This window comes from Allocellulophaga tsushimaensis (assembly GCF_055383085.1).
This window is the reverse complement of sequence record NZ_AP039451.1, coordinates 2,338,857-2,352,893: the sequence shown is the minus strand read 5'-3', so window position 1 is coordinate 2,352,893 and position 14,037 is coordinate 2,338,857. Positions and strand designations below refer to the sequence as shown.

17 protein-coding genes and 2 tRNA genes are annotated in these 14,037 nt (G+C 31.1%); 18 read left to right on the top strand and 1 reads right to left on the bottom strand.

Annotated elements, in window-relative coordinates; genetic code table 11:
* Positions 1-97: 97 nt before the first annotated feature.
* Both ACZ451_RS10085 and ACZ451_RS10080 read left to right on the top strand, forming a co-directional pair.
* Positions 98-169 (top strand) — tRNA-Gly (locus ACZ451_RS10085).
* Positions 170-210: 41 nt separating this feature from the next.
* Positions 211-294 (top strand) — tRNA-Leu (locus ACZ451_RS10080).
* Positions 295-394: 100 nt separating this feature from the next.
* Here ACZ451_RS10080 and ACZ451_RS10075 read toward each other — a convergent pair.
* Entirely contained in the window at positions 395-793 is a 399-nt protein-coding gene (locus ACZ451_RS10075; RefSeq protein ID WP_464211996.1) for a hypothetical protein, read from the bottom strand.
* A 92-nt stretch (positions 794-885) separates the two neighbouring features.
* On the opposite strand from ACZ451_RS10075, the gene xerA reads away from it, so the two are divergent.
* The 16 genes from xerA to ACZ451_RS09995 all read left to right on the top strand — a co-directional run bounded on the left by xerA (position 886) and on the right by ACZ451_RS09995 (position 13,921).
* Complete coding sequence (gene xerA, locus ACZ451_RS10070; protein WP_464211994.1) at positions 886-2,013, top strand: site-specific tyrosine recombinase/integron integrase; 1,128 nt, start codon at positions 886-888, stop codon at positions 2,011-2,013.
* Between the two features lie 79 nt (positions 2,014-2,092).
* Complete coding sequence (locus tag ACZ451_RS10065) at positions 2,093-2,953, top strand: DUF695 domain-containing protein (protein WP_464211992.1); 861 nt, start codon at positions 2,093-2,095, stop codon at positions 2,951-2,953.
* 223 nt (positions 2,954-3,176) lie between these two features.
* Entirely contained in the window at positions 3,177-4,340 is a 1,164-nt protein-coding gene (locus ACZ451_RS10060; RefSeq protein WP_464211990.1) for an RES domain-containing protein, read from the top strand.
* Positions 4,341-4,552: 212 nt separating this feature from the next.
* Positions 4,553-5,299 carry a hypothetical protein gene (locus ACZ451_RS10055; RefSeq protein WP_464211988.1) on the top strand — a complete coding sequence of 249 codons (747 nt, stop codon included), beginning with the start codon at positions 4,553-4,555 and terminating at the stop codon, positions 5,297-5,299.
* Positions 5,300-5,396: 97 nt separating this feature from the next.
* Entirely contained in the window at positions 5,397-5,816 is a 420-nt protein-coding gene (locus tag ACZ451_RS10050) for a hypothetical protein (RefSeq protein ID WP_464211986.1), read from the top strand.
* Positions 5,817-5,843: 27 nt separating this feature from the next.
* Positions 5,844-6,125, top strand: coding sequence for a hypothetical protein (locus tag ACZ451_RS10045; RefSeq protein WP_464211984.1), 282 nt, complete (start codon positions 5,844-5,846; stop codon positions 6,123-6,125).
* A gap of 3 nt (positions 6,126-6,128) precedes the next feature.
* The gene (locus ACZ451_RS10040; RefSeq protein ID WP_464211982.1) at positions 6,129-6,503 is read left to right on the top strand and encodes a hypothetical protein; all 375 of its coding nucleotides are present in this window, start codon (positions 6,129-6,131) and stop codon (positions 6,501-6,503) included.
* Positions 6,475-7,398 carry a hypothetical protein gene (locus tag ACZ451_RS10035; protein ID WP_464211980.1) on the top strand — a complete coding sequence of 308 codons (924 nt, stop codon included), beginning with the start codon at positions 6,475-6,477 and terminating at the stop codon, positions 7,396-7,398. The genes ACZ451_RS10040 and ACZ451_RS10035 overlap by 29 nt, the downstream gene beginning before the upstream one ends.
* Positions 7,399-7,604: 206 nt before the next feature.
* Positions 7,605-8,210 carry a hypothetical protein gene (locus tag ACZ451_RS10030; protein ID WP_464211979.1) on the top strand — a complete coding sequence of 202 codons (606 nt, stop codon included), beginning with the start codon at positions 7,605-7,607 and terminating at the stop codon, positions 8,208-8,210.
* A gap of 192 nt (positions 8,211-8,402) precedes the next feature.
* A complete protein-coding gene (locus ACZ451_RS10025; protein ID WP_464211977.1) occupies positions 8,403-8,855 on the top strand; it encodes a hypothetical protein in 453 nt (150 codons plus the stop codon).
* Positions 8,856-9,134: 279 nt separating this feature from the next.
* Positions 9,135-9,761: a hypothetical protein gene (locus ACZ451_RS10020; RefSeq protein WP_464211975.1), complete on the top strand. Its 627-nt coding sequence runs from the start codon at positions 9,135-9,137 to the stop codon at positions 9,759-9,761.
* Between the two features lie 178 nt (positions 9,762-9,939).
* Positions 9,940-10,107 (top strand): hypothetical protein, encoded by a 168-nt coding sequence (locus tag ACZ451_RS10015; RefSeq protein ID WP_464211973.1) that lies wholly within the window; start codon positions 9,940-9,942, stop codon positions 10,105-10,107.
* Between the two features lie 384 nt (positions 10,108-10,491).
* Entirely contained in the window at positions 10,492-11,046 is a 555-nt protein-coding gene (locus ACZ451_RS10010; RefSeq protein WP_464211971.1) for a hypothetical protein, read from the top strand.
* A 216-nt stretch (positions 11,047-11,262) separates the two neighbouring features.
* Positions 11,263-11,940 (top strand): hypothetical protein, encoded by a 678-nt coding sequence (locus ACZ451_RS10005; protein ID WP_464211969.1) that lies wholly within the window; start codon positions 11,263-11,265, stop codon positions 11,938-11,940.
* An 82-nt stretch (positions 11,941-12,022) separates the two neighbouring features.
* Positions 12,023-12,529, top strand: a complete 507-nt coding sequence (locus ACZ451_RS10000) for a hypothetical protein (protein ID WP_464211967.1) — start codon at positions 12,023-12,025, stop codon at positions 12,527-12,529.
* 549 nt (positions 12,530-13,078) lie between these two features.
* Complete coding sequence (locus tag ACZ451_RS09995) at positions 13,079-13,921, top strand: tetratricopeptide repeat protein (protein WP_464211965.1); 843 nt, start codon at positions 13,079-13,081, stop codon at positions 13,919-13,921.
* The last annotated feature ends 116 nt before the right edge of the window (positions 13,922-14,037 follow it).

Sequence of the window (14,037 nt, the reverse complement as noted above, 5' to 3'; positions counted from 1 at the left end):
TTTTTTAATTCTTTTCACTTAAAATTCTTTGGTTTTTATAGAATTATATTAAATTTGCACCCGCATCGGAAAGATGTATGTTCTTTAAAATTTAATTGCGAAAGTAGCTCAGGGGTAGAGCATCACCTTGCCAAGGTGGAGGTCGAGGGTTCGAATCCCTTTTTTCGCTCACTATATACCAATTATGATTTGTTATTGATAACAACTCAGGCTCGAGTGGTGGAATTGGTAGACACGTTGGACTTAAAATCCAATGGACATTAGTCCGTATGGGTTCAAGTCCCATCTCGAGTACAAAAGGGAAGCCAAGGTTTTATTACCTTGGCTTTTTTCATTCAGATACAATAAATAGGTACAACAATTTTATTTTTTAACTTTAACATTTTGATTAGCTTTAATTGGTGCTATTCATATTTTTACTCATGTAATCCTGCCATATAACCAGAACATATTTCTCTTTTCCACTTTCATTCTTTTTCAAAAACCCAAACTCGTAAGCGAATAAGTATACTTCACCTTTTTGGTTTTTCCAATAGTGTGTGAAGAATTTTGGATTAAAACCTAATTCTAGAAGAACTTTAGCTCTTATTGTTACTTTACCACCTTTATTGTATTCCTTAAGAATTTTCCTGTTCAGTTTTAATTGATTATCGACCTTGTTATAAAACCGTTCTGGACTCTCCTTCTCCTTTTTGTACTGATATGCACTTTTACAATGTGAGTCACAAAATTTCTTGTCCGTTCTTCCTTTCAGTTCTTTGCCACAATAGAAACATTCTTTATGAATTCTCATAACCAATAAATTAAGTGATATTTATACGTATTCTATTCGATTAAGATACGATTATATAAAATGTAACAGCTACTTTGGTAAAAACTTTCGTTATGGATTCTAATCGCTCTATTACCTTAAAACACTTACTTATCAATAATCAAAAATGTATTGGTCTTAAGTTTAATACAAACAAAGTTGTACAAGCCTTGGTAGATTCCTTACCAAACGTATGTTGGAGTAAGGAATTTGGCTTGTACCACATACCCAATAATAAAACCAATCTAGAGCTGATATTTAAAACATTTCGCGGAGTGGCTTGGATCAATGGAAATTATTTTTTTGCTGAACGTATAATTAATAAGGGTAATCCTGAGGTGAATCTGAAAAAAATCAGAAACCGACCTGCAAAAAAAGGTTTTAAAAAATGTCCTGAAGAGTACTTGCTTAAACTCGAGCTTAAGCGTTATGCAGAAAGTACCATTCGTAATTATGTTTCTTGTTTTGAGGCTTTCATCAATCATTATTACGATACAGATCCAACAGATCTTAATGAAATGGATGTTCGAAATTATTTACAAAAATTGATTCAAGAAAAAAGATCTAACTCATATATAAACTTAGTAGTAAATAGCATCAAATTTTTTTATGAAATAGTATTGGGTATGCCTAATAGGTTCTACTCTATTGAAAGACCCAGAAAACAAAGCCCTTTACCGAAAGTTTTATCAAAAGAAGAGGTCATCGATATCATGAAGTGCACAAATAATATAAAACACAAATGCATTATAGGTTTGCTCTATTCTTCTGGACTTCGACGTGGCGAACTTTTGAACCTATTGGTAACCGATATAGATAGTAAGAGAATGATGATTAATATTAAGAATGCCAAGGGAAATAAGGACAGATATAGTGTTCTTAGCCCAAGTATTCTTAAAGATTTACAACACTATTATAAGGAATATAGACCAAGTAAATACCTTTTTGAGGGTGCAAAAAAAGATAAGTATAGCGGTACAAGTGTATTGAATATTGTTGATGCAGCGGCAAAAAAAGCTGGTATTTTACGAAAAGTAACTCCACATATGTTAAGGCATAGTTTTGCAACCCATCTTTTAGAGAACGGAACCGATATTAGACACATTCAACTACTTTTGGGGCATAGTTCTACCAAAATCACAGAAATCTATACCCATGTAGTAGACAGATCCTTTATGGACATCAAAGATTTATTATCTTAGTGCGCACATAAGCAGGATAGCATCAATGATGCTATCCAATTGTTGTAACCAATTTATACAAGCCTTCAAGATTTTAAGAATGAGTAAAAATTCAATACTACTAATAATTACTATACTTTTGACTTCTTGTAAAGGAAAATCGCAAAACAAACAGAATTCAAATATGATTTCACTTGAGAAAATTCAAGAGATGTATGACAGCATGCATGGTAACGGAGTTGATACTGACCAGGAAATGTTATATGGCTATTTCTTCACAAATACCGAACCTAAAAGATTGGAAAAAGTAGCAGAACATTTAAAAAAAGATGGATTTGAATATGTTGACGTGTATCCTGATGAAACAGGGGAATACTGGTTACATATGGAGAGAATAGAAATCCATAATGCTAATTCACTATTCCAATTAAATAAAAACTTATATGCAGTTGCGGACAAATATCAAGTGACTTCCTATGACGGCTTTGATGTTGGGAATCCCGACAAAAACAAACCTATAGAAAGAGACACATATGCAGTACCTGAAGAATATGGCACTAAAGACTTAATCATTGAAGGAATACCTAAACTAATAGTTGCAAATAAGGCATTTGAACAGTTTCCGCATAAAGATGAGTTCATTTATTTCATTGAAATAAAAACAAAATATGCCGTTGAAAATGCTTCTATGCTACCAACGAATAATGAGTTAGAAGTTCTTAACGATTTTGAGATGTTCATTGAAAACAACTTAACACAAAACAATATATCCAATTACTATATTGGTCGTACAACCTTCAATGAAGAGAGAGTATTCCATCTTGTAACTAATGAGAAAGACGGGGCGACTAGACTCTTGGAATTTATAAAAGAAAACGGAAAACAAAGAGAATTTGAGTATAAAATAATTGAGGATAAGGAATGGAAATTATACTCGGATTTGATTAGTATGCTGGAATAAAAACTGGTTACAACAAAACCTATAAACAATACGGGCTTCGGGCTTAATCGCTGGGTTTATGTATTTTTATGAAGTCCGCAAAATCTTTGGGATTTTGCTTTGGACAGGAAAAAATAAATCAAAACAAAAAGATTTTGCTATGCGCGTGGCGGAAAGCAAACTCAAGTTTGCCCCCGTACTGTTCATAGCCGAGACCGTTACCTGCCATTAGACCAATCCACCAATGATAGAGAAAATCACAAAGAATAAAGACAATTTAGGAGAACCAGACTTACAACCAATTGAAAAAATTGTCGAAAAGCTAGATTATTTTCGTTCATTCTTTGGGAAAATTCAAGATTTAACTGACGAAGAATTTGAGAATTTAAGAAATGAAATTTCAAAGTTCTTTACTCTAAAAGTAGGTTCAAATACTGATGAACCACCAAAAAGACTTGTAAGAATATCGACTAACAATAGAATTCTCGAAGCTCAAGGTAAAGAATTAAGCTACTTAACAGATATATCACAATTATTAGCACCACCAATCGAATATTGTAATTTTGGAAGATGTAATATTCCTAATCAACAAGTATTGTATTGTGCAACTTCGGAAGCTGGTGCATATTGGGAAATAAAACCTCAAAATGGAGATGTAATAACAATCTCTCACTTCGAATTAAAACCAAACACAAAAGTTAACTCTTACATTGTAAAGAAAGAAGTAACAGAGAACCCAGAAATTAAAAGTAAACTTCACGAAGTTTATTATCTGCTTGAACAATTTTTTGAAGAAATTTATAGCCTGCGTGTTTCACGAGATAGACCGAGAGATTATTTGTTTAGTGGACAAATTTCATCTGACCAATTATTTTATCCTGTTGTATCAGATTTAAACTTTGATGCAATCTTATATCCAAGTGTACAAAGAAAAAAACACGGATGGAATGTTGCTATCCGAAATGAGTTAATCTTGGAACGTTATAATTTAATCGGAGTTGAAACAAGATTTATTCTTGACGAATATACTGACCTTGACCATACTGCAGAGGAAGTGACAACTGACCAAATTATAGGCTCTTTTGGAACAGAAGCCTTTGATTTTGACAACGGAAAAATTCTTTACGATGAAGAAAAAGCAAATAAGGCATTTCAGCTATTTAGGGAAATGCAAACAGGAGAAGGAAAACAAGTTCGTTATGAACACGAAGGATTGCCAAAAAACATAATGTTTAATTGCACACCACAGAATTACAAAAAAGAAACAAAAGTTGTATCTAAAGTCAAACTTGGTAGGAATGACCGAATCAACGTGGTGTATCAAGATGGAAAACGAGTTGATAATATTAAGTTCAAGAAAGTTCAATCAGACATACAGGCAGGAAAGTGTAAAATAACCAAATACTAAAAACGGCAGGTAACAATGTATAAGAAAACATAGGGCTTTTGGGCTCAATCGAAAGGTCTGTGTTTTTTTGCAATGTCGCCAAATATAAAATTTGGCGTTTATAGCAAAAAAGATAAAAGCAAAATATTTATATTTGGCTTAGTACCAATCCGAAACGTATCGCTTATCACCTGCCCTACGTTTCTTATACGAGACGTTATACCAAATAGAGTATGAAATATTTTATAATACTGATTATTGTTTCGATAAGTGTTTGCTCTTGTGATAAAAAGAAAAAAGAAAGTATTGCTAACCATGTTCAACTCTTATCGGAAAAAACTGATCAGACTGATCGTAAAGAATTTGAGTGCTCTAAATTTAATTTCAAATCAAATAAAGTTCAAGCAGACTCAATTATTAAGTTTTATGAAAAGGCCAAAAAGTCAACAGGTAATAATAAGATAGAATTTGAGAAGTTGTTTTTTTGCTCATTTCCTAATTCATTTAACCAAATGGAAAATATTTTTGGATTCAATTCGGAAACTGGAAAACCAGCTGCTCTTTATGATTATTCTGGGGGATTTGATGGAGTAAAAAAAGGCAGAGGAATTATGTCACATTCCATAATTGAATACTTTGCAAATCTTAGATCAATACCACCTGAAAATTATTATGATAAATTTGTCAATATATGCACAAATGGCTCTTGGCAAGCGGATAATATTAGAGATGGTTTTTATATTTCTAAGAGATTTGAAAATGATACTAAATCTATTTGTCGTGTTTTATCAAAGAGAAATAAAAAAGAGATTTACAGTGTTTTTAAGTTTATTTTTGATGGACCACATCCTAACAATGAATTTAACGAAGAAATCTTTAATACAATTCACCCCTTGATTTCAAAAGAAAATGTTGAATTAGGTAATGCTTTAAAAAGAGCCTATAATGATTTGATTACAAGAAGTAAACACGGACATTAAAAACTTGGTATAACAATTTGTATATTGCATATGCCGCCTTCGACAGGCAAACGCAACATACAAGAGACGTTGTACACCATTAAACTGAACGAAAAAAATGACCTATAAATATTCTATTTGTCATCCTGAAAAAGAAAATATTGAATATCTTAATAATCCAATTTCTGGTAATGAAGTAAGGAAAATAGCTGAAAATTATCCTTGGATTGAAAAGTTGAAATTTTCGGATTCATTAAATCCTGAAAATATTCATTACAGTCCTTCTCTTGACTTTACTTGTATTGAAAACGGAAAAAGTTTTTGTTTGACCGCTAATTATGATAAAAACCAAAATCTTGAATTTTCTCTTTGGTATAATAGACCAAAAAAAGTAAAAGTTTTATTTGGGTTATTAGGAGAAAAAGAAAAAATGGTAGTTGAAGATGTTTGGGGATTTAGTTTGGAAAAATCTTTGAATTATTTGGAACATTTTGCGAACGGAAATCACTCATTGATTGAAAAATTATATGAAAAATAACGGTGTACAACATTTGACCAAATAAAAATGATATTCTTAATTGATATTGTAGATAATGAACATCAAGTAATTGTTTACAAAAGTATTACTGATTTGACAAAAAGGGTAGAATGGCAAGATATTTTTGAAGGAAAATCAGTTATTATTGATAAAGATGGAACTGAATATGAATGGGATTCTTCAAAGAAAGATGAAATAGGGATTGTTTATGATTATACGCTAATCCCAACTTCAAGAGTTTCAAAATTAATTACCGAGTGTCTAAAAAGTATAAGTGAAGGCCAAAATATTTGTGAATTTAATTTTTAAAAATTGGACGAAAGAGCATTTAAAACATTAATAGAATATCTTGAGAAAATTCCATCAATGACAAAACCAATTTCATTCGGAACAGACGATGATGGGTTTTGGTGGGTTAAATTTCAACTTGACATAACCAATAAATTAGCTTGGAATGTAATTCAAGAATTAGGTTGTGTTGTGAATTATATTTCGATTAATGAAAGATTACCTACGGTATTTTACCCTGTCTCACCCGCACCTTATATGAATGGAGGACCAGAAGACTTTTTATCTTGGGTGATTGAGACAAAGGATAAAGAATTTAAACCTGGAACACTAATAAAATGGTTAGATGGTAGATTACCAAATCCAGTAGATGATTTGGAACAATGGGAAATCGAATAAAACGTTGTACAACAATTTGTATATTGCATGTGCCGCCTTCGGCAGGCAAACGCAACATACAAGAGACGTTACCCAACATTTGAAGAAAACAATATTCATATTAAATATTATTTATAGCACATTAATTTTTGCTCAAAATACCAAATCATCAACTCTTTATGAAAAAGAGTATTATGATGTGATGAATTATATTCCTAAAAGTTTAGAGATTGACACAATTCAAAAACCAAATAATAGAATTTCACAGAAGGAATTAAATACAATAAGTAAAATAAGCCTCTATCAAAAATTAAGGGACGATCTAAAATTAACCGAAAATGAAAAGCAGTGGTTGGATAATAGAATTGATCAAATTGCAACTGCACTATTTCTTGATGGAAAAAAAATTTTAATTACTTCTGTTGGGGGCTATTCTGGTTGCCCAGACAAAATGATTGATACCATTAAATTAAACAATATAGAGATTACTAACTTAAAGTTTTGTCACGGTTGCACTGACTCATATCGTGATAAAAATTTCATCAATATATTTAATAGTAAAATGTACTCTTTGATGAAAATTGAGCCGCCAAATGGAATGACTTATAGATTCTATGGGAAGTTTATTGGTTATAGAAAAAACAATAGTGGAATTGAATTAATTCTAACTGATGACAGAACATTTAAATTTTGGAAAAGAAAAGGACACAGTTCTGATTTTACCGAAGGTTTATGGAAAAACAGAAATGACACGCTGATTTTGAATTCTAAAGCTTTAACCAAAAATGACAGTTTGACTTTTGCTTTGTCAAGTTCAAAGTGGATTGAATTCAATAATTTAAAATTTCGGTTTAAGAAAGAAAGACTGACTGAATTAAATAGTGGAAAGCGAAAATTGAAAAAAAGAACTGAATAAAAACGTTGGGTAACAACACCTATGCGATAATGCGGAGTTTGTGTAAAATCCAAAGGTCATTGTTTATATGGTTTGTCGCCAAAGTATTAAATTTAGTATTTTAGAAAAAAATAAAAACAAAATATAAACTTTGGCTGAGTGCTTGCCCGAAAACCTATGATTTTCCGCTTCCGCACTACGCATAGCTAACCGTTACCATACATTAGATGAAAACAGTAAAATCAATTATTAGTCAAATAATCATTATTGGAATTCTTTTATTGATGATATTAACAGATTATTTGAATCCGATTAAGGAATACTTACCAATTCTATGGACTTTGATAATTATTTGGTCAATGTTTTATAGTATAAAATATCGAAAAGGTAATGTTAAAAACGAGCTAAGGTTTTTGACAAATAATGATGATTATAATAAAATCTATCCTTATATAATTGGAACACTATTGTTAATTGGTGGAGTTTGTGCGATAGTTTTAATAAAAGAGTATATGATTTTCACATCAATAATGACTTTAAATGGATTGTTATTAATTATTTCTGGAATACTATTTATCCCAAATGGTGTAATTTGTATTAAAAATGATAAACTGAATTCAACAAGCGGAAAGCAAAAATATAGTATCGAAATTAGAAATTTAACTGGCATTAATTTATACCAAGATAAAATTATTTTTCTTGATAAGAACCAAAAGGAATATGCTCTTAATCACTTAGATCTAAAATCGATTGATTTTTCTAAAATATCTGATTTTGTAACCAAAAAATTGAATACGAAAATTGAATTAAAAACGTATGGTAACACTATGTAATCGCAATGCTTTCAAGTGTTTAATCCAAAAGTTAGTTGTGTATTTGTGAAGCCGGCGTCACAAATTTTATTATTTTAATATTGAAATATAAAAACTAAAAAGTGTAACGCCTTGTGCTCAACCGAAAGTCACTGACTTCCTGCACGCACAGCCGTTTACATTTAACGTTAGCAAACATTCAGAATTGAATATATGAAAATTCAACTTTTACAGTCAACCGAAGTTTTAAGTGAAATTCTTGAAAAACAAATTATTTCTCGATCTAAATCTTGGATTGAATGGGCGCTTGATGCTATAATAGAATTTAAATCGAATTATGAAATAGAAAATTGCTCAACAGACGAAGAAACGGACGAATTACTTGCCGAATATGGAACGTATAATTGGAATCCAGATGAGGATCCCAAATTTGAATTTACTCTGACTCGACAAATACAACTTGACGGAGAAGAAGAATATTATCAAATTAAACTTAAATTGACTTTCAGTCCTAAAAATTTTGACGGAGTTGAAAGCGCAAATTTTTGGGTGATGGATTTTGAAAACGTATCTCAATGGAAATCTGAAATTGAAAAAACGGATGGATATGTAAATGCAAGCCAAACGGAATTGTTAAATCAAGAAATCAGTTTGGATCTAACTTAAAAAACGTGTGGTAACACTATATATGTGTTCATAGCAACTAAGTGATGAATCGAAAGTTCTTGTCTATTTGGTAAGGCGCAATGCTTTCAGAAGATAAAAGTTAGCAACCAATGCACAGAAATATCGATAATTGGATAACATTTTGCACAGCTACGACACATATATTAAACGTTGCGTGTCATTTGAGAACAGCGTAACTCAATGAAAATAGCTGTTCACTCATTTTGACTTTTTTGATTAATAATATTAAGAGACATTTGAGAAACTAAATTGAAGAAAATGAAATTATTTACATTAATGTTACTTCTGACTTTCTTAATTGGTTGCAAATCTCAAAGCAATCCTGAAAAGGTACAAACCGAAAAAAGTACTGAATTAAAACCGCCTTTTAAGAATCAAGGAGAACAAGAAGATTATTGGACTCAAGAATTATTCAAAAAAGAATATAAAAAACTCTCTTATAAAACATATCGTAATGAAATTGTTAAAAAAGAAGGAACTGAATTTATTTATGACAATAAATCTTTCAATATTTATGAAGTAAATGAAGCTTTAAAACTGATATTTAAAAAAGGAATAATATATCCTCAACTAATTAGTGGATTTACAACTGAAAAACGCAAATCGGAAAAGGAACTTGATTCTCTTTCTGCTACCCATAGATACTTCTACGAAATGAGTAGAGGAGACAATCTAACTATAGCGAATTTAGAAGAACTTCATTTTCTTTCTGACTCACCGAAAATTAAACGATTTCGATTTTGGTTAGGCAAACCAAAGTCTGCTAATCCACAAGTTTATATATTTGAATTAACTAATGAAACTGCTGATAAAAAAACAGAGCTGAAAGATTTTATTGAGAATTCTAAATTGACTTTTTTAAAAGAAGGTTGGTTAATAATCTGAATTTAAAGAAAATCAAACTTAAGAGGTGTATAATTCATTGCTAGTACTCGCCTACTTACGAAAATCCTCGCGGATTTTCTATTCAGTTTGTATTTGCTAAATTAGTTGATGAAAAACGCAACGAAATCATACACAAACACGTTACCACACATTTTGAGAAAATTAAACAACTAACATAATGAAAGACTTTTTCACCTTAAAGAATCTTAAAATGGGATTCGGATTTGCTACTGGATTTTTACTTTATGATTACTTTGTTCATGGCGAACTAAATTGGATTGCGGCCATAATTACAGGAATTATTCTGTCAGCATTAATGCCTCTTTTTTATAAAAGTAAAAAGTAGCAAATGGAATTTTCAATCTGAATGCGGACAGAATTGAAAACCTCTATTTAAATGGACTTTTAAGCTAGTTTACGTAAATAGATTTTACTCAAACGCAATCATTGCGAATGGACTCAACTCTTGTAGAATAAAAAAGAATGTGAAAGTAGAATGTTGCCTACTCGGTCGAAAAAACGTGCGGTAACATAGCCTATAATTAATTGCTTGGGATTTTCCTGCGGAAAATCTAAGCATTTTTACTATGTTTAGAGTGCGACCGGAAATCCTTCGGATTTCTTACGCCGCAACTAATCATAGCCCAACCGTTGTAAGTAAGGCAAAAAAAGAAATATGAACATTGTATTTTTAGTAATTGGAATCATAGTTCTGTCAATCATTGTATTTATGATTTACAGATATTTTGCATTTAAAAAAGAAAGTGCTCAAACTCATAAATTGAGATTTGAAAGAATTCAACTTATACACCAAAAATTAGAAAATGGAGAAGAAATCAAAAAGGAAGATGTTTTTAAATATGCAAAGGATAATAGGACACGTGAAATGACTTATCAAATACTATCTGAATATAATAAAACGGATCTGTTCCCTAAAGAATATTTAACTATTGAAAGTGGAGCCGAAAGCAATTTGGTAAACTGGCTGGAATTCCCAACTGAATTGGACAAAGTACCAGATGACATAAAACATCTTGAAAAAATAAAAATAGAGTTTGACGGAAATGATGTGTTTTATCACGTATTCCAGTATATGACAATTGAACCACATTGGGCCGCAAAAAACGGATGGATGTTAGGAGTAGTTGGACCTTATTTCGTAGACAGTAAACCTTACGATTTCCCTAGAGCAACATTCAGTCGCTGTAGTAGTAAGGTTGGAGAAATTGCACCTGAGGAAGAAGCCAAATGGGTTCACGAAAACATAGCGTTAAAAAGAGCATAAAGCCCTACTTACAACACTATATATAGCAAATAGGGCGGTTTAAGTCAACTCGAAAAGCCTGTGTTTCTTAGCTGTGTCGCCAAATCTTTTGATTTAGCTTTAGAATGAAAAAGATAAATCAAAATACAAAAGTTTAGCTTAGTACCAATTCGAAACGTATTGCTTATCACCTGTCCTACGTTTCTTATACTGAACGTTATGGTCAATTAAAGTGAAATGATAAAAAAACTGATTACATATCTATTAGTGATACTTTTTGGAATTGTTTCTTGTAAGAAAAAAGATGCTCTTTCAGAAAAGGTCAACTCTGAAAAAATCACTCAAGAAAAATTAATCGATTCGTCTAAAATCAAAGCGACTAAAAATCAAATAATAGATTCAGTTCTGAAAATTAGCCAGAGTCCCAAAGACCTTAAGTCTTATCTAAAAAATAAAGTAGAAAGGTTATCTAAATTAGAGCACAATTATATAATTAAAGATTTTGGACTTATTGAAGTTGAAAAAACTAGATTAATTCGAGGATTCGAAAGATTAATAAAGTCTGATTTCAATAAACCAGAAGAGATTGAAAACATTAGTCTTGACAAAATAAAAAATTCTATTCTAGAAAGTAGATTTGCCTTTATTAAAGCTACAAAAAGTAAAACTCCAAATAGGAATACTTTTCCTAGAGCAACCATTACGGAATACATTTTTAAAAATCAAGATATTGCTTATAGTACATTTAAATCTTTAAGTGAGCTAAGAGAAATTGACAAGATTTGGTATAGAATAAGTAAAGAACCAAACTCAATGCTTCTTGAAGATAATAGATTATATTACGTTAGTACTGGAGGATGGTATATGATGGATATTTATAAAGAAATAGAAAACGAAATCAAAAAAAGACCATAACAGTTTGTATAGTTCATTTGCTCCCTTTGGGAAGCAAACGCACCATACAAGGGCCGTTGTAACACATTTAAAAAAACCAATATTGCCTAAAATAAATAGACTGAAAGGATTACCGAATACTATAACTCAACAGTTTTTTAGTACGACTTTTTATTATAGTAAAGGATATATGGCTGATTGGGTTTTCAACGCTGCATCTGAAAAAAATGTAAGTGAATTAACAATTGACTTTTGGAATAATACAATTACACCAAATGAACTCGAAATAAAACCAATCTTAAGTCAATTACCAAGATTAAAAGAGACTGTACATAAAACATTAAAGAGTCAAAATTTCGAATCAGACTTTATAACAAAAGGCTTTGTGACAGTAAAAATGGGTAAGACTGGATATCGATATTTGTATTGTAAAACTATATTAATTGACAAGAATGGAACTAAACATATTGGGAAAGAATATACAGAATCTGTTTACGAAGATGACTTTAAAGTTTTTAGGACTAAAAAAAAATATTCTGAAGCTATTAAAGACAATTTTAAAACATCTAATAAAAGTATGCTTGAACGAATTAAAAATCTATTCAAATAAAAACGTGTTACAACAAGATGTATAAAACATAGTTAATAAGGGCTAAACCAAAAGGTCTGTGTATATTTAGAAAGTCCACCAAATTTTTAATTTGGCTTTTAAAAAGGAAAAAAATTAAAAACAAAATATAAAAATTCGGATCTGTGTTATCCCGATAGCTATCGGGACGAAATTTTAGTGTCTTTTTTACGCTACGGTTCATACACAAGACCGTTGAGGGTAATGACCCAAAGGCCGTATTGCTAGGCTGCAAAAAAAAGAAGTACCTAAATAGCTGTTTTTTTACGAATCCCATAATATGCATTGACCCTCAACGTTCTGGGCATGCCGCGACTTTAGCACAAATATTTTTGTACTTGTTATATTTTGTGACTACTTTAGATAACTACACACAACAGGGCATATATTCAAGAAGTCGCAGCAATATTCCTACTCGGTAGGCCGCATCTCCCAGAAGATATACCCAGAGCGTTAGGCACAAGCTAAAAAATGAAATCAACTTTCTAAACCTTAATAACCTTTTTTACATTTATTAATTCCAATTCATAAATGGGAAATACATACTTCACATGGAAAAAATATTCTGATAACTGGCGGACTGAATTACTGAACGCGATAGGACTTTATGAGAGGATTGCGAATGATAAATTCCCAGAATACGGACTAAATCATCTGGACTTTACATTTGAAAGTAATAAAAGAGAAAATTTAGTAAACCTTTCAAATTCGCTTTCCGAAAAATACAATTGTTCAGAATTAAAGATAACCAAAGAGAATGGACTTTATCAACTATATGGGAATACTGAAGAGTTCCCAATTACCGAAGATAATATAGTCTTTTGGGAGCTATCGTTTTACAAAGAAGGTTATCAGTTTGATTCTAAACTTGCAGGTTATGGAGCATTTAACGACAATGAAAAAGTTAAATTTCTGGACTATTCACCTGACAAAGAAAGGCTCTACTACAAAAAAGCTGTTGAATTATATAGAAAAGAAAACCTTTTTGGAGCCATTGTAAATTGGAATAATACACTCAAAGTAAATCCCAACGATTACCACTCATACTATGACTTGGGTTATGCGAAAAACGAGCTTAATATGTTCACATACGCAATTAAAGACTACGATAAAGCAATTGAAATTAACCCTAAATTTTATGGTGCAATTGTATCTCGAGGAACTTTGAGCGACGAAAATGAAGAATATAATATTGCTATCGAATTTTATGACCGAGCAATCATATTAAAACCTGAAAATCCGCAAGCTTATTTTAATAAGGGAAACACATATTTCAATTTAAAGCAATTGAAAAAAGCATGTGAATTATGGACAAAAGCAAAGGAATTGGGTGCGGAATATGCACAAGAAAGGATTGACAAAGAATGTGAATAAAAAAGCCTGTACCTAACAATGGCTATAGTAAATAGTGCTATATATGTTATATTTAAAGGCTTGAGCATGTTTACTAAGTCTGCCAAATCTTATGGATTTGGCAATTAAAAAAGAAA